Source organism: Ruegeria sp. CI8 (assembly GCF_056536865.1).
Map to the genome: position 1 here is coordinate 1,921,455 of NZ_JBQFQL010000001.1, position 15,180 is coordinate 1,936,634.

The 15,180-nt window shown below is 63.6% G+C and carries 13 protein-coding genes; 7 read left to right on the plus strand and 6 right to left on the minus strand.

Annotation, left to right across the window (positions count from 1 at the left end; all coding sequences use genetic code 11):
• The first annotated feature begins 19 nt into the window (after positions 1-19).
• Both ACR0DA_RS09535 and ACR0DA_RS09540 read left to right on the plus strand, forming a co-directional pair.
• Positions 20-508 carry a peptidase associated/transthyretin-like domain-containing protein gene (locus ACR0DA_RS09535; protein ID WP_222457027.1) on the plus strand — a complete coding sequence of 163 codons (489 nt, stop codon included), beginning with the start codon at positions 20-22 and terminating at the stop codon, positions 506-508.
• 5 nt (positions 509-513) lie between these two features.
• Entirely contained in the window at positions 514-1,119 is a 606-nt protein-coding gene (locus ACR0DA_RS09540) for a ferric reductase-like transmembrane domain-containing protein (RefSeq protein WP_480753737.1), read from the plus strand.
• A gap of 14 nt (positions 1,120-1,133) precedes the next feature.
• On the opposite strand, the gene ACR0DA_RS09545 is transcribed toward ACR0DA_RS09540, so the two are convergent.
• From ACR0DA_RS09545 to ACR0DA_RS09555, 3 genes are all read right to left on the minus strand, one after another.
• Positions 1,134-1,478 carry a 5-carboxymethyl-2-hydroxymuconate Delta-isomerase gene (locus ACR0DA_RS09545; protein ID WP_170368803.1) on the minus strand — a complete coding sequence of 115 codons (345 nt, stop codon included), beginning with the start codon at positions 1,476-1,478 and terminating at the stop codon, positions 1,134-1,136.
• Between the two features lie 57 nt (positions 1,479-1,535).
• Complete coding sequence (argF, locus tag ACR0DA_RS09550) at positions 1,536-2,462, minus strand: ornithine carbamoyltransferase (RefSeq protein ID WP_480753739.1); 927 nt, start codon at positions 2,460-2,462, stop codon at positions 1,536-1,538.
• An 83-nt stretch (positions 2,463-2,545) separates the two neighbouring features.
• Positions 2,546-3,718 carry an acetylornithine transaminase gene (locus ACR0DA_RS09555; protein ID WP_480753741.1) on the minus strand — a complete coding sequence of 391 codons (1,173 nt, stop codon included), beginning with the start codon at positions 3,716-3,718 and terminating at the stop codon, positions 2,546-2,548.
• Positions 3,719-4,024: 306 nt separating this feature from the next.
• Between ACR0DA_RS09555 and ACR0DA_RS09560 the strand changes: the two genes are divergently transcribed.
• Both ACR0DA_RS09560 and ACR0DA_RS09565 read left to right on the plus strand, forming a co-directional pair.
• On the plus strand, positions 4,025-4,909 hold the full coding sequence (locus ACR0DA_RS09560; RefSeq protein WP_480753742.1) for a DMT family transporter: 885 nt from the start codon (positions 4,025-4,027) through the stop codon (positions 4,907-4,909).
• Positions 4,910-5,017: 108 nt separating this feature from the next.
• Complete coding sequence (locus tag ACR0DA_RS09565) at positions 5,018-6,253, plus strand: MFS transporter (protein WP_480753744.1); 1,236 nt, start codon at positions 5,018-5,020, stop codon at positions 6,251-6,253.
• Here the strand turns inward: ACR0DA_RS09565 and ACR0DA_RS09570 are convergent.
• Complete coding sequence (locus tag ACR0DA_RS09570; protein WP_093962716.1) at positions 6,250-7,053, minus strand: ABC transporter permease; 804 nt, start codon at positions 7,051-7,053, stop codon at positions 6,250-6,252. The two genes, ACR0DA_RS09565 and ACR0DA_RS09570, sit on opposite strands and share 4 nt — an antisense overlap.
• 126 nt (positions 7,054-7,179) lie before the next feature.
• Between ACR0DA_RS09570 and ACR0DA_RS09575 the strand changes: the two genes are divergently transcribed.
• Positions 7,180-7,758: a GcrA family cell cycle regulator gene (locus ACR0DA_RS09575; protein ID WP_005977688.1), complete on the plus strand. Its 579-nt coding sequence runs from the start codon at positions 7,180-7,182 to the stop codon at positions 7,756-7,758.
• A gap of 5 nt (positions 7,759-7,763) precedes the next feature.
• A complete protein-coding gene (locus ACR0DA_RS09580) occupies positions 7,764-8,408 on the plus strand; it encodes an NUDIX hydrolase (RefSeq protein WP_480753746.1) in 645 nt (214 codons plus the stop codon).
• A gap of 3 nt (positions 8,409-8,411) precedes the next feature.
• Here ACR0DA_RS09580 and ACR0DA_RS09585 read toward each other — a convergent pair whose 3' ends face one another.
• Both ACR0DA_RS09585 and ACR0DA_RS09590 read right to left on the minus strand, forming a co-directional pair.
• Complete coding sequence (locus tag ACR0DA_RS09585; protein ID WP_480753747.1) at positions 8,412-9,491, minus strand: DUF2235 domain-containing protein; 1,080 nt, start codon at positions 9,489-9,491, stop codon at positions 8,412-8,414.
• Complete coding sequence (locus ACR0DA_RS09590) at positions 9,469-11,760, minus strand: xanthine dehydrogenase family protein molybdopterin-binding subunit (protein ID WP_480753748.1); 2,292 nt, start codon at positions 11,758-11,760, stop codon at positions 9,469-9,471. Before ACR0DA_RS09590 ends, ACR0DA_RS09585 begins: the two co-directional genes overlap by 23 nt.
• A 145-nt stretch (positions 11,761-11,905) precedes the next feature.
• Between ACR0DA_RS09590 and ACR0DA_RS09595 the strand changes: the two genes are divergently transcribed.
• Positions 11,906-15,067 carry a valine--tRNA ligase gene (locus ACR0DA_RS09595; RefSeq protein WP_480753750.1) on the plus strand — a complete coding sequence of 1,054 codons (3,162 nt, stop codon included), beginning with the start codon at positions 11,906-11,908 and terminating at the stop codon, positions 15,065-15,067.
• Positions 15,068-15,180 lie beyond the last annotated feature (113 nt).

Here is a 15,180-nt window from a genome sequence, read left to right on the forward strand (position 1 = left end):
CAGCACAGGAGAGGTTTCGATGCCCGGAGATTCACTGAACCGAAGAACCATGCTAGTGGCCGGCACGGCGTTGGTTGCCACGGCCGGCAGCGGGCTGATCCTGCCTGCGCGGGCCAGTGGGTTGGCGCCGACACCGTCGATGCGGGGCGGATCGAACAACTACCGCCCGGGCGCGCCAATCGTCGACCGGATCGGCGGCGGCGGTTTCTGGATGACCGGCACAGTACGGCGGGCCGGCGACGGCGCGCCCCTGCCCGGTCAGCGCATCCAGATCTGGGCGCATACCACAGAAGGCCACGAGCGCGACCCTCAGAGCCACGGTGCCACCCTGACCGATGCGAACGGAGAATTCCGGCTGGAGATGCCGCAGATCGTGCCGGCCTTTGGTCAGCCGCATGGACATCTGGCCTATGACAGCGGCGAATTCGAGACCGTCTTCCTGCGCCCGATCATGTCCAGTGCGCGCGACAAGACTCTCGCCGCGCATTTCGTTCTGCAACCGGTCTGAACCACGTGCCGCACTCGGGCGTCCTTGCGGTCTGGCTGGCGTTGATCGCGGCCGTTGCGGTGCCCGTGGTGGTGGCGGGGTTCAGCCCGTATCTGGCCTGGCGCAGCCCGATCTACATCGCTGCGGGCTTTGCCGGAGTCATCGGGTTGGGATTGCTGCTGGTACAGCCGCTGCTGGCCGCGCGCATGCTGCCGGGGCTGACCGCGATGAACGGCCGAATGGTGCACCGCTGGGTCGGGATCACCCTGATCGCCATGATTGCCCTGCATGTGGGCGGACTGTGGATCACCAGCCCCCCGGACGTGGTGGATGCCCTTCTGTTCCGGTCCCCCACCCCGTTCTCGGCCTGGGGCGTGGCGGCCATGTGGGCAGCGTTCGCTGCCGCGGCGCTGGCCGCGCTGCGCAGCCGGCTGGGATGGCGGTTCCGCCTTTGGCGGTTGGCCCATGCCAGTCTTGCGCTTGTGACCATCCTGGGCACCGTCGTTCATGCCCTGCTGATCGAGGGCGCAATGGAAACCGTCACCAAGGCCACATTGTGCGGACTTGTATTGTTCGCCTGCTTCGGGGCGTTGATCAGACTGCAGGTCTGGGACGTTAAACCGCGAGGTTAGGCGACGAGCGCACGTCAGGTCGCCAGGCGCTTGGCATAGGTGGCGCGGTTCATCTCTACATCCCGCACCGTGATGCTGCCGACCGTTGGCGCAGCGGCGGTCAGAACATCCAGAATGATCGCGTTCAGCTCGGCTCGCGTCCGTTCATCCCGTCCCTGCATCAGCAACAGTGAGGCATGGATGAAGGTCTGCGGCTCAGTCCCGATGAAGGAATACGGGATCGGTATCGCGCGAATTTTCAGCGTTGGTGCGTCAAACTCCTGATGCGTGGCGAGGACCGTATAGAGTTCTTCGCATATGGCTTGAAAATCATGCGATCGCTCAAGCCCAGTTGAAAATTCCAAGACGACGTGCGGCATGGGAGCCTCCGGGATTGAAAGAGAACCAGCGGCTCCCATTGAATGTCTGAGGGAGCTTCAGACGCCCAAACACCAGCGCATCACAGCCTTCTGCGCGTGCAGGCGGTTTTCGGCCTCGTCAAAGATCACCGAGTTCGGCCCGTCCATCACCTCCGAGGTCGCTTCCTCTTCGCGGTGGGCGGGCAGGCAGTGCATGAACAGGGCGTCGGGCTTGGCATGGGCCATCAGCTCGGCGTTGACCTGATAGGGCCGCAACAGGTTATGCCGACGTTCCTTCGCGGATTGGGAATCGTGCATTGAAACCCAAGTGTCGGCCACAACCAGATCGGCGCCTTCGACGGCCTTGTACGGATCGCGCTCGATCACGATCTTCGAGCCCTTCTGGCGGGCGAAGCCCATGAACTCTTCCTCGGGGTCGAACTGGGCCGGGCCAGTAAAGGTCAGGTCAAACCCGAACTGGCCCGCCGCGTGCAGGAACGAGGCGCAGACATTGTTGCCATCACCCGTCCAAACCACCTTTTTCCCGGCGATCGGGCCGCGGTGTTCCTCATAGGTCAGCACGTCGGCCATGATCTGGCAGGGATGGGTGCGGTCGGTCAGGCCGTTGATCACGGGCACGTCCGAGTATTCGGCCATCTCGGTCAGGATGGTTTCGTCGAATGTGCGGATCATGATCATGTCGACATAGCGCGACAGCACGCGGGCGGTGTCGGCGATGGTCTCGCCATGGCCCAGTTGCATGTCCTTGCCCGACAGCACCATGGTCTGACCGCCCATCTGGCGTACGCCCACATCGAAAGAAACGCGGGTCCGGGTCGAAGGTTTTTCGAAGATCAGCGCCACCATGCGGCCGGCTAGCGGCTGTTCGTCGTCGGGCGCGGCCTTGGGACGGCCCAACCGGGCCTTCTTCATCGCGCCGGCCTGGTCGATCATCGACCGCAGCGCGGCGGCGTCGGTTTTGTGGATATCAAGGAAATGGTTCATGTCGGTTCGCTTTTTCACTGTCGGTTGCCGGGGCGCGTCGCCCCCGGCGCATTCGGGAATAGGGGGCGTCAGGCCGAGGCGAGTTAGCCTTGAACCTGCCGGGCGGCTTTCTCGAGGCGGATCTGGGCCTGGGCAACGTCATCCTCGGTCAGGGTCAGCGGCGGCAGCAGGCGGATCACGTTGTCGGCCGCGGGCACGGTGATGACTTCGTTATCATAACCGGCCGCGACCACGTCAGCGTTGGGCGCCCTGCATTTCAAGCCCAGCATCAGGCCGGATCCGCGGACCTCTTCGAACACGTCGGGGTGATCAGCGACAAGGCCCTCGAGCTTTTGGCGCAGCAGACCCGCCTTGCGGTTGACGCCGTCCAGGAAGGCCGGGGTCGCCACATGGTCCAGAACTGCGCAGCCCACCGCGCAGCCCAGCGGGTTGCCACCATAGGTCGACCCATGGGTGCCCGCGGTCATGCCGCTGGCGGCCGCTTCGGTGGCCAGCACCGCACCCAGCGGAAAGCCCCCACCGATACCCTTTGCCACCATCATGATGTCAGGCGTGATGCCCGCCCATTCATGGGCAAAGAGTTTCCCGGTCCGGCCGACGCCGCACTGCACCTCGTCAAGGATCAGCAGCAGCCCGTTGTCGTCGCAGATCTGGCGCAGGGCCTTGAGCTCGACATCGGGGACGGGGCGGATGCCGCCCTCGCCCTGGATCGGCTCGATCATGATCGCGGCGGTCTTGTCACTGATCGCGTTGGTCACGCCGTCCAGATCGCCGAAGGCAACATGCACGAACCCGGGCAGCAGCGGGCCGAACCCCTTGGTCATCTTCTCGGACCCGGCGGCGGCGATGCCCGCCGAAGAGCGCCCGTGGAAAGACCCCTCGAACGTGATGATCTCGACCTTGTCCGGCTGGCCCTGATCGTAGAAGTACTTGCGGGCCATCTTGACCGCCAATTCGCAGGACTCGGTGCCCGAATTGGTGAAGAACACCGTGTCGGCAAAGGTCAGATCCACCAGTTTGTCGGCCAGCGCCTGCTGCTGCGGAATATGGTACAGGTTCGACACGTGCCACAGCGCGTGCGCCTGTTCGGTCAAGGCGCCGACCAGTGCCGGGTGTGCATGGCCCAGCGCATTCACCGCGATCCCCGCGCCCAGGTCAAGGAAACGTCGGCCGTCCGCCTCGGTCAGCCAGGCGCCTTCGCCCTTCACGAAGGTCAGCGGAGCACGATTGTAGGTCGGCAGAACGGACGGGATCATCGGATCATCCTTTTTGGAAAACTTGAACCCAGTGACTGAAACACTGAGACCGGGTTCGTCAACAGATTTGGTGAGAGATGCGCGGATTTGGTTCGTGCGCGCAGGATCAAACGGGCCGGTTACGCAATGATGCGTCGACGTCGGAGCGGCAGGATATGCACGAGTTTGATCATGGGCGCCCGTATAGCGGGGTCAGCCCAGTGTGGAAAGGCAAAATGCAACCGCCCATGGATTTTTTGCTGGCGCGGGTCGGGCGCCTTGCAATTCGGGCTTGTCATTTCTCCTACGCTGGCGCACCGATGGCCCATGTTCTCACCACAAGCCCACAACCCTGCCCTGGCAGCCTTACTTATCTTCTGCGCCAGCGCTTTCATCGCGGGCACGACATTGCTGGCCAAAGCTCTGGGCACCGAGACACTGGGCCCGCCCCTGCACCCGATGCAGATCAGCCATGGCCGGTTCCTGTTCGCATTTGTGGTCATCGTGGTGGCAGTTGGCGTCCTGCGTCCCCAACTACGGCGTCCGCATTGGGGTCTGCATATCGGGCGCACCAGTTTCGGATGGACTGGCATTACTCTGATGTTCGCGTCGGTCGCCTATATCCCCATAGCCGAAGCCACGGCGATATCGTTTCTGAACCCTGTTTTCGCGATGGTTCTGGCCATTCCTCTGCTGAAAGAGACCGTTGGGCCTTGGCGCTGGCTGGCGGCGGCGGTGGCTTTGACGGGGGCGATCATCCTGCTGCGCCCGACCCCCGACAGCTTTCAACCCGCGGCCCTGCTGGCCTTGGCGGCGGCGGCAGTGATCGGGATGGAATTGATCTTCATCAAAAAGCTGTCTGGCCGCGAGAGCCCAATCCAGATCCTGCTCATCAACAATGCCATGGGCTTGACGATTGCCAGCATCGCGGTCGCAACCGTCTGGCAACCACCATCGCCCGCTCAGTGGGCGGCTTTGGCCGGCATTGGTTTTCTGATGGCTTGCGCGCAGGCCTGCTTCGTCAATGGAATGGCCCGCGCAGATGCCTCGTTCGTAGCGCCGATCAGCTATGCAACGCTGATATTCGCCGCGCTTTATGACTTTGCGGTGTTCCGGGTCGTTCCGGATTGGGTCAGTTTGCTGGGTTCAGGGGGCATTCTGACCGGAGCGCTGATCCTTGTCTGGCGCGAGGCCCGAGCCAGACGCCGCTAGAATTTTTTTTCTACGGCCTTGTCCGCAGGCGACCCCGATGTCGCAAACTCTCATGAAACCGACACCGCATGACGCACCCTGAATGCGGTTGGTTAGAGAGATTGCCCGATGCACGAACGCCGAATCCCGGAATGGGTCCGTCATGCGCCCGCGCCCTCCGTTCGCAAGTTCGGCATACTTGCCGGGTTCGAGGCCGTGGTTCGCGGCATCCTGATTTCCGTATTCCCCTTGGTGATGTACCGGGCCATGGGCGACGCCGGGTCCGTCTCGCTCGTTTACTTTCTAGTCGGCCTCGTTTCGTTATTGGCCGGACTGATGGTGCCGTTCCTGATCCGTTATGTCCCGCGGCGATGGGCCTACACAGCCGGCTGCGTTATGTTCATCACCGGCGCTCTGCTGGCCATCGACGGCAGCCCCGAAGCCGTGATCGGGGCGCTTGCGCTGAACACCGTGGCCGCAGTGGTTACTTTCATCTGCTTCAACGCCTACGTTTTGGACTACATCAGCAAGATCGAGCTCGGCCGCTGCGAAACAAGCCGGATGTTCTACAGCGCGCTGGGTTGGACAGCGGGGCCGATGGCAGGTGTAATGTTGATGGAAGTATGGGCCCCGGCCCCTTTCGTCATTAGCGCGGCCGCCGCCATTGGTATGCTGATCATGTTCTGGGCCATGCGCCTGGGGAACGGCAAACTGATTACCAAGGCCAGGAGAGCAACGAAAAATCCGCTGTCTTTTCTACCACGGTTCTTTGCCCAACCACGGCTGGTGGCCGGGTATCTGTTTGCCATGATCCGGTCCTGTGGCTGGTGGATCTATGTGGTCTACCTTCCGATTTTCGCCATCGAAAACGGGTTGGGTGAGCAATTGGGCGGCACGCTTTTATCAGCCACGAACGCCATGCTGTTTGCTGCCCCCCTGATTCTGCGCTGGGTCCAGAACCGGTCTCTGCGCAGCGCCGTACGAACGAGCTTTGCCGCCTGCGCCACATGTTTTCTGTTGGCTGCAATTCTCTCGGGCTGGCCGGTGGCATCGGTCGTCGCACTGGTCATGGGGTCAATCTGGTTGATCGTGCTGGACATTTGTGCCGGTCTGCCATTCCTGATGGCGGTGAAGCCGTCCGAGCGGACAGAGATGTCCGCAATCTATTCCAGCTATCGCGACGTTTCGGGAATTCTGACACCGGGCGTTGCCGCCTTGGTGTTGCTGGCGACACCGGTGGCTGGTGTTTTTGCAGCAGGTGGGTTTGCACTGCTGGGCGCCTGGTCCGTGGCCGCGCGACTGCATCCGCGGCTGGGACGCCCACGCGTGCCTCTACAGCCCGGTTCGTTGTCCGAAGCTGCCTAGGCCTTCAGTCGGTAACCGGTCCGCAGCATTTGCCAGATGACGGCGCAGATCAGCAGGGTGGACAGCAAACAGACGGCCATCCCCAACATCGGGTTGCTGTCCGACACTCCGATCATGCCATATCGCAATCCGTCGATCAGGTAGAAAACGGGGTTCACGTGGCTGATCCTGTTCAGCAACGGCGGCAACGCGTCGACCGAGTAGAAGGTGCCGGACAGAAACGCCAACGGAGTAACGATGAAGTTGGTGATGGCGGCCATCTGATCGAACTTGTTGGCGAAGACCCCTGCCAGTAGGCCCAGCGCGCCCATGAACGCACCCCCAAGAATGACGAAAACCAAGGCCAGCGCGGGATGCTGCGGCATCAGCCCCAAGCCAAGCGCCAGCGCAGCGGCCAGCATCAACGCGATCAGCACACCCCGTGCGATGCCGCCCGCCAGATAGCCCAGCAATATCTCGAGCGGGGACAGCGGCGGCATCAGGGTATCGACGATGTTGCCCTGCACTTTCGAGATCACCATCGAGGACGAAGTGTTGGCAAAGGCGTTCTGAATCACCGTCATCATCATGATCCCGGGCGCCAGGAATGTCAGGAAGGGCACGCCCATGACATCCGGTCGCCCCGGGCCGACGGCAATGTTGAAGATCAGCAGGAACAGCCCCGCTGTGACCAGAGGCGCCAGCAGGGTCTGCGTCCAGACCGCCAGGAAGCGCAGGGTTTCGCGCTGGGCCAGTGTCCACAACCCCATCCAGTTGACCGCTCCGAAACGGCGCATGTCCTGATCCGCGAGATTCTGCATTCCTGCCCCCAATCTGATTCGATGACCGCTTGTAACTCGGCCCGCAGTGATTAGAATAGGGCGCTGAGACGAATTCCGAAGGCGGCCCGTGACCGAGGCCGCTTTCCCGCTTTTGAAAGGCTACCCATGTCCTGGACAGACGAGCGCGTTGAACTGCTCAAGAAAATGTGGGGCGAAGGCCAGTCGGCCAGCCAGATCGCTAAGGAACTGGGCGGGGTCACCCGCAATGCGGTGATCGGCAAGGTCCATCGCTTGGGCCTGTCGAACCGGACCGCCGGCGCCGCACCGGCCAAGGCCGAGCCCAAGGAAAAACCGGCCCCCGCACCCAAGGCCGAGGCCAAGCCCAAACCCGCCCCCAAGACCGAACCGGCCCGCCCTGCAGCAGCCGCGCCGGCCGCCGAGGCAAAGCCGGCCACGCCGCCGCGCCGCCAGATCATTCCGGCCGGCCAGCCGCTGCCACCGCAGCCTTCGGCCAATGAAATCAGCCCCGAGGCACTGGCCAAGGTCAACGAGGTCGAGAAGAAGGCCAAGAAGCTGACCCTGATGGAACTGACCGAAAAGACCTGCAAATGGCCGGTGGGCGATCCGGCCACGGATGATTTCTGGTTCTGCGGTCTGCCGGCCGAGCCGGGCAAACCCTATTGTGAGGCGCATGTGGGCGTCGCCTTCCAACCCATGAGCTCGCGCCGCGACCGGCGGCGCTGAGGCCCATGCGCCAGGATCCGACAGCGATGGAGGATACCTGGCTGGCCCGGGCCAAACGGCTTTTGGCGCTGGCCGAAACCGGCCAGCATTTCACCACCGATCCGTTCGACCGCGAACGCTATGACGAGATCGCCGGAATGGCCCGCGCGATGCTGGCCGATCTGGGTCGGGTGCCTTTGTCACAGATCGAAATGGCGATGCCTGCCCACGCGGGCGGATACGCAACACCCAGCATCGACATCCGCGCCGCCGTAATTCGTAACGGCGGTATACTGCTGGTACGGGAACGCAGCGACGGGTTTTGGGCGATGCCTGGCGGTTTTGCCGATATCGGCAGCTCTCCGTCGGAGAACATCGAACGCGAAGTCTTGGAGGAAGCCGGTCTGCGTGTCGCGGCGCAGACACTCTATGCCGTACGCCACAAGGCACGGCATCCCTACCCGGCAGATCCACGGGATTTCTACAAACTGTTCTTCCTGTGTAGCCCTTTCGATGCCGCCACCCCGATACCGGGCCCCGAAACCAGCGAAGCGGCGTTTTTCGCCCCGGATGCGTTGCCGGACCTGTCCCTGACACGCAATCTGGAAAAAGACATCCACGATGCGTTTCAAGCGAACGGCAAGTCATCCAGCCCGGCGATGTTTGACTGACCGTTACTGCGCCGGGTGCGAATGTGGTCCTGCCGGCAGGTGCACCCATTTGGGCAGTTCGTCGGGCGAAACCGAGACATGCAGGCGTTCGGACGGGTCCTGACCTACGGTGCGATGCTTGCGCAGCAGGAAGATCTTGCCCCACCCCCGCCACGTCCCGACCGACGGTGCATGGGGATCAGTGGGAAAGCGGTTGCGCCAGTCTTCAGGCAGCGGCAGACCATGCAACTCGGCCTTGTCGAGCATCCACACCAGCGAAATGTTGGCCAGCGGTCGCGCGGGCTCGAACCCGCTGAGTTGCCCCCCGACGTCACCATGCGTGCCGCGGAACCAGACCTGTTCGCAGTGGCCGCGGAAATCCGGCGCGGTCGCCCAAAGAACTGGCGTGAAGACCTCTCGCGTTTCATCCAACGCCAGCGCATGATACCCGTGCCGGGTGGACGGCCCGAGGTGGTGGTTGTGAAATGAATGCCGCTCTTCGGCCATGCGCCACAGCAGCGGCAGGCGCAGTCCCAATGCCTTGACCGTGTCCCAGACGCCGATCATCTCAGTTTCGACGCCGTCGTGGCAGAAATTCCGGCGAAAGTCCTGCGCGGCCTGCCCGCCCGGGTTGCACTCATAATGCCGGTAGGCCTGCTTGATGTTGCGCTCGGTCGCATGCTCGGCCTGCAGCAGCCCGATCATATCGATGACGCCGGCAAGGCTGCGCACACCATAGGCGCCGCGGGAATAGCCGATGAAGTAGATCCGATCGCCGGGCTTGTACCGCGAGGCAAGATAGCCGTAGGCCCTGCGGATCTGGCGATTGATCCCCCGCCCCATCATCACGTCCAGCGTGGATTTCCAGCTCTCCCATTGCACGCCCGCTTCATAGAAGACTGAGACCTGATTGCCCATTTCACAGCACAGCCGAAAGGTCTGGCCGGCATGGGTCTCGAAGCCGGGCTCCAAGGTCGACATCGTTCCGTCCAGGATGATGACATGACTGATGGGTTCGCGGTGGCGCGTTTCGGCGGAATGCTCGGACCGCAGGGGGCGGCCGAGCCATCCAAGTATCTTCTTACCGAACCGCGACAGTACCATTCGACAACAATTCCCAAACCTTGACCGGAGTGAACGGCATGTCCGCCTGCCGCACCCCATGATCCCAGAGCGCATCCTGCACCGCATTTGAAACCGCGGCCAATGCGCCAACGGTGCCTGCCTCGCCGCATCCTTTCATTCCCATGGGGTTGGCTGTTGAAGGGACGGGCGCCGAGGTAAACCTAATCATGGGTATGTCAGCGGCGCGCGGCAAGGCGTAATCCATGAACGTTGCCGTGAGCAACTGCCCCTCACCATCATGCACCACGTGCTCGCACAGGGCCTGGCCGATGCCCTGGGCCACCCCGCCATGCACCTGCCCTTCGGCCAGCATGGGGTTGATGAGATTGCCGAAATCATCGACGACCGTATAGCGGTCGACCGTCGTCGTGCCGGTTTCCGGGTCGATCACGATCTCGGCAACATGGGCGCCGTTGGGATAGCTGCGCGCCTCGAGCCGCGTGCGGGCCTCGTGCTGCAGCAGGTCGGTGCGGCCGTCAGCGCGGGCCATCTCGGCCGCTTCGATCAGCGTCGGCGTCAGGTTCGACCCCGGCGCGCGAAAGGTCTCATGGTCGAAGGTCACATCACTTTCCTCGACCCCCATTTTATCCGCCAGATAGGGCGTGAATGCGGCAATCATCTGGTCAATCGTGACCAGCGTCGCCGCGCTTTGCACCGTGACCGAGCGTGACCCGCCGGTGCCGCCGCCCTGCGCCATGCGGTCGCTGTCGCCCTGCACGACCCGGATCCGGTCAACCGGAATCCCCGTCTGATCCGACAGGAACTGGGCATAAACCGTCTCATGGCCCTGTCCATTCGATTGCGTCCCGACATACAGGTTCACGGTTCCGTCTTGACAGAATTCGACTTTTGCGCCTTCGGAAGGGTCACCCAGAATGCTTTCGATATAGTAACAAAGCCCCTGCCCCCGGATCAGACCGCGTTCGGCGTCGGCGGCTTTGCGCGCGACGAAACCGGCGGTCTGTTCGGCGGCGCGGGACAGGACCATGTCAAAATCGCCCACGTCATAGGTTTCACCGGTGGCCGAGACATAGGGAAAGGCGTCGGGCCGGATGAAGTTGCGGCGGCGCAGTTCCCACGGGTCGACGCCCAGTTCCCGCGCGGCGCGGTCCATCGCGCGTTCCAGCACATAGATCGCCTCGGGGCGGCCGGCCCCGCGATAGGCATCGACCTGAGTGGTGTTGGTATAGAACCCCTCGACCCGCAGATAGGTTTTCTGCACGTCATAGACGCCGGGCAGCACGCATTTGAACAGGTTGGTCTGGATCGCCTGACCGAAATGGCTGTTGTAGGCGCCCAGGTTGCAGCGGCTGTGGACCCGGTAGGCGGTGATGCGAAGATCCTCGTCAAAGGCCAGCTCGGCCAGCGAGGTCAGGTCGCGCCCGTGGTGGTCGGACAACATCGCCTCGGTCCGGTCCGACATCCAGTGCACGGGCTGGCCCAGTTGCATCGCCGCCACCGCGACCGAGAAATACTCGGGATATGGCATCGCCTTCATGCCGAACCCGCCGCCGACGTCTCGCGTGGTGACATGGACGGCCTGCGGATCCAGCCGCAGCTTGCCGGCCAGCTGCGCCTTCATCCCCCAGACACCCTGCCCGCCATAGCTGAAATGCAGCCGCCCGTCGGACCAGACCGCATTGCAGCCGCGCGGCTCGATCGAGTTCACGATCACCCGGTTGTCGGCCACCTGCAGCGACACGACATGGGCGGCGGCGTCAAAAGCGGCCTGGGTCGCGGCCTCGTCGCCCACCGCCCAGTCAAAGGCGCGGTTGTCGGGGGCCTCGGGGTGCAGCGGCTCACCGCCCGGCGCAAGGTCCAGCTTGGCGGGGCGGTCGGCGGTATCCATCCAGATCAGCTCGGCCGCGTCGCGGGCCTGCGCGGGGGTCTCGGCGACGACCATCGCCACCGGCTCGCCGACAAAGCGCACCCGGTCGCGGGCCAGCATGTGGCGCGGCGGATTGGCAGCGCGGGTGCCGTCCCGGTTGACAAGGATCGTGGCGCTCAGCACCGGGTCGATTCCGGCGGCGATCATGTCATCGATGGTCAGCACCAGCCGCACACCGGGCGCGGCGCGGGCGGCGTCGAGATCCAGCCCGCTGATGTCGCCATGCGCCACCGGGCTGCGAAAGAACACCGCGTGCAGCGCGCCGGGTGGCACCGTATCGTCCATGTAGCGCCCGTGCCCGGTCAGGAACCGCTGATCCTCGGTCCGGGTGACCGGTTGGCTCTTGCCGAACTTTTTCATGACGCGCCCCTTTCACTGCCTCAGACCGCGACCCTAGCCTTGATGCGGCGGATGTCCAGTGCGCGGGGTGCTTGGCCCTTTCCCTTCCCTCCACCATTCGCTATTGCAGGCGCTGACCCAAGATCGATGACGCAGGACGCACCCGATGGCGATGGACAAGACATTCAACGCGGCCGAGGCCGAGGCCCGGATCTACAAGGCCTGGGAACAGGCCGGAGCCTTTAAGGCAGGCGCGAACAAGTCGCGCGACGAAAGCTTTTGCATCATGATCCCGCCGCCGAACGTGACCGGCGCGCTGCATGTGGGGCATGCGTTCAACAACACCCTGCAGGACATTCTGACCCGCTGGCACCGGATGCGCGGGTTCGACACATTGTGGCAGCCCGGGCAGGACCATGCCGGCATCGCCACGCAGATGCAGGTCGAGAAGATGCTCGCCGCCACGCAACAACCCAGCCGGAACGAACTGGGCCGTGAGAAGTTCCTTGAGAAAGTCTGGGAGTGGAAGGGCGAATACGGCGGCACCATCATCGAGCAGCTGAAACGCCTCGGCTCTTCGTGCGACTGGTCGCGCAACGCCTTCACCATGGCCGGTGCGGCCGGCGACCCGCGCACGGGCCACGAAAACAGCCCCAACTTCCATGACGCGGTCATCAAGGTCTTTGTCGACATGTACGACAAGGGCCTGATCTACCGCGGCAAGCGGCTGGTCAACTGGGACCCGCATTTCGAGACCGCGATCTCGGATCTCGAGGTCGAGAATATCGAGGTCGCCGGCCATATGTGGCACTTCAAGTACCCGCTGGCCGGGGGCGAGACCTACACCTATGTCGAAAAGGACGAGGACGGGAACATCGTGCTCGAGGAAGAGCGCGATTATATCTCGATCGCCACGACCCGCCCCGAAACCATGCTGGGCGACGGCGCGGTTGCCGTGCACCCGTCGGACGAACGCTATGCGCCGATCGTCGGCAAGCTGTGCGAAATCCCGGTGGGCCCGAAAGAGCATCGCCGCCAGATCCCGATCATCACCGACGAATACCCCGACCCGAATTTCGGCTCGGGCGCGGTGAAGATCACCGGCGCGCATGACTTCAACGACTATCAGGTAGCCAAGCGCGGCAAGATCCCGATGTACCGCCTGATGGACACGCGCGGCCACATGCGGGCCGACGGCGCGCCCTACGCGGACGAAGCCGCCAAGGCCCAGGAATATGCCCGCGGGCGCGAATTCACCGAAAACGAGATCGACGCGATCAACCTGGTGCCCGACCATCTGCGCGGCCTGGACCGGTTCGAGGCGCGCGCCAAGGTGGTCGAAGAGATCACCGCCGAAGGCCTGGCCGTGATGACCCGCGCGGACGATCCGCGCCTGGGATCGAGCGCGCTGAAACCCGATGCCGAGGGCGCCGACGCGCTGGTGCCGCTGGTCGAGAGCAAACCGATCATGCAGCCCTTCGGCGACCGCTCGAAGGTGGTGATCGAGCCGATGCTGACCGATCAGTGGTTCGTTGAGACGTCAAAGATCGTGGGCCCCGCGCTGGACGCGGTGCGCGACGGCCGGGTCAAGATCATCCCGGAATCGGGCGAAAAGACCTATTACCACTGGCTGGAAAACATCGAACCCTGGTGCATCAGCCGCCAGTTGTGGTGGGGGCATCAGATTCCGGTCTGGTACGGGCTGGACCTGTCGGCCGAGGATTTCAAGGATGATGAAAACGACGGCGAGTTGGACCTGGTCGAACTGGGCCGGCTGCTGAACGAAGGCGGCATGCTGCACCGTGGCGCGGTCATGGAATGCGCCGCCAGCTTCGAGGACATCACCGGGAAATTCCTCGATGACAATGCCGACATTCCCAGCCCGCTCAGCCACGCCACGGTTATCGAGGTGGCCGACAAGCACGAGGCGGTCCACCGGTTCGCCGAAAGCCTGGCGCAATACGCGATCGACCGCGATCCGACCAAGCTAGTCTATCCGGTCTGGCGCGATCCGGATGTGCTGGACACGTGGTTCTCGTCCGGCTTGTGGCCCATCGGCACGCTGGGCTGGCCCGAACAGACCGAGGAGTTGGAGCGCTACTTCCCCACCGATGTCCTGATCACCGGGTTCGACATCCTGTTCTTCTGGGTCGCCCGGATGATGATGATGCAGCTGGCCGTGGTGAACGAAATTCCGTTCCACACCGTCTATCTGCACCAGCTCGTCCGCGACGAGAAGGGCAAGAAGATGTCCAAGACCACCGGCAACGTCATCGACCCGCTGGAAATCGTGGACGAGTTCGGCGCCGACGCGCTGCGCTTCACCAACGCCTCGATGGCGGCGATCGGCGGCGTGCTGAAACTGTCGCGCGAGCGCATCACCGGCTATCGCAACTTTGGCACCAAGCTGTGGAACGCCGTCCGCTTTGCCGAGATGAACGAGGTCTTTACCGACGCCGTCCCGCAACTGGACGTGGCCGACCTGAAGCCCAAGGCCGCCGTGAACCGCTGGATCATCGGCGAAACCGCCCGCGTGCGGGAAGAGGTCGACGCGGCGCTGGAGAGCTATCGCTTCAACGATGCCGCCAACGGGCTTTATGCCTTCGTCTGGGGCAAGGTCTGTGACTGGTACGTGGAACTGTCCAAACCGCTGCTGCAGGGCGACGATGCCGAGGCCCAGGCCGAGACCCGCGCCACCATGCGCTGGGTTCTGGATCAGTGCCTGGTCCTGCTGCACCCGATCATGCCCTTCATCACCGAAGAGCTGTGGGGCCTGACCGGCACCCGTGCCAAGATGCTGGTGCATGCCGACTGGCCCAGCTATGCCGCCGACGATCTGGTCGACGCCGACGCGGATCGCGAGATGAACTGGGTGATCTCGGTGATCGAGAACACCCGCTCGGCCCGCGCCCAGATGCGCGTCCCGGCGGGCCTGTACGTGCCGATGCTGGTGACCGAGATCGACGCCCACGGCCAGGCCGCCTGGGACCGGAACGAGGCGCTGATCAAACGGCTGGCTCGGATCGACAGCCTGACCAAGGCCGATACGCTGCCCAAGGGCACGATCTCGATCGCCGCGCCCGGCGCGTCCTTTGGTCTGCCGCTGGCCGACATCATCGACATCGGCGCCGAAAAGGAACGGCTGGAAAAAGCCAAGGGCAAACTGGCCAAGGAACTGGGCGGTCTGCGCGGGCGTCTCAACAACCCCAAATTCGTGGCCTCGGCCCCGGAAGAGGTGGTGGAAGAGGCCAAGGCCAACCTTGCCGCCCGCGAAGAGGAAGAGGCCCGCATCAACGAGGCGCTGGCCCGACTGGCCGAGATCGCCTGATCCGTCAGCCCTCCGCAGCTTGACGAAACCCCGCCGCGCGCCCGGCGGGTTTTTTTCCACCCGGCCCTGTTCACCGGGCCAAACGGTTGCTAGCAATCTCGGGACCAATCCAC

Coding starts and splice junctions, on each gene's coding strand:
- ACR0DA_RS09535 (WP_222457027.1), top strand. CDS start 20: ATGCCCGGAGATTCACTGAACCGAAGAACCATGCTAGTGGCCGGCACG.
- ACR0DA_RS09545 (WP_170368803.1), bottom strand. CDS start 1,478: ATGCCGCACGTCGTCTTGGAATTTTCAACTGGGCTTGAGCGATCGCAT.
- argF (WP_480753739.1), bottom strand. CDS start 2,462: ATGAACCATTTCCTTGATATCCACAAAACCGACGCCGCCGCGCTGCGG.
- ACR0DA_RS09555 (WP_480753741.1), bottom strand. CDS start 3,718: ATGATCCCGTCCGTTCTGCCGACCTACAATCGTGCTCCGCTGACCTTC.
- ACR0DA_RS09560 (WP_480753742.1), top strand. CDS start 4,025: ATGTTCTCACCACAAGCCCACAACCCTGCCCTGGCAGCCTTACTTATC.
- ACR0DA_RS09565 (WP_480753744.1), top strand. CDS start 5,018: ATGCACGAACGCCGAATCCCGGAATGGGTCCGTCATGCGCCCGCGCCC.
- ACR0DA_RS09570 (WP_093962716.1), bottom strand. CDS start 7,053: ATGCAGAATCTCGCGGATCAGGACATGCGCCGTTTCGGAGCGGTCAAC.
- ACR0DA_RS09575 (WP_005977688.1), top strand. CDS start 7,180: ATGTCCTGGACAGACGAGCGCGTTGAACTGCTCAAGAAAATGTGGGGC.
- ACR0DA_RS09580 (WP_480753746.1), top strand. CDS start 7,764: ATGCGCCAGGATCCGACAGCGATGGAGGATACCTGGCTGGCCCGGGCC.
- ACR0DA_RS09585 (WP_480753747.1), bottom strand. CDS start 9,491: ATGGTACTGTCGCGGTTCGGTAAGAAGATACTTGGATGGCTCGGCCGC.
- ACR0DA_RS09590 (WP_480753748.1), bottom strand. CDS start 11,760: ATGAAAAAGTTCGGCAAGAGCCAACCGGTCACCCGGACCGAGGATCAG.
- ACR0DA_RS09595 (WP_480753750.1), top strand. CDS start 11,906: ATGGCGATGGACAAGACATTCAACGCGGCCGAGGCCGAGGCCCGGATC.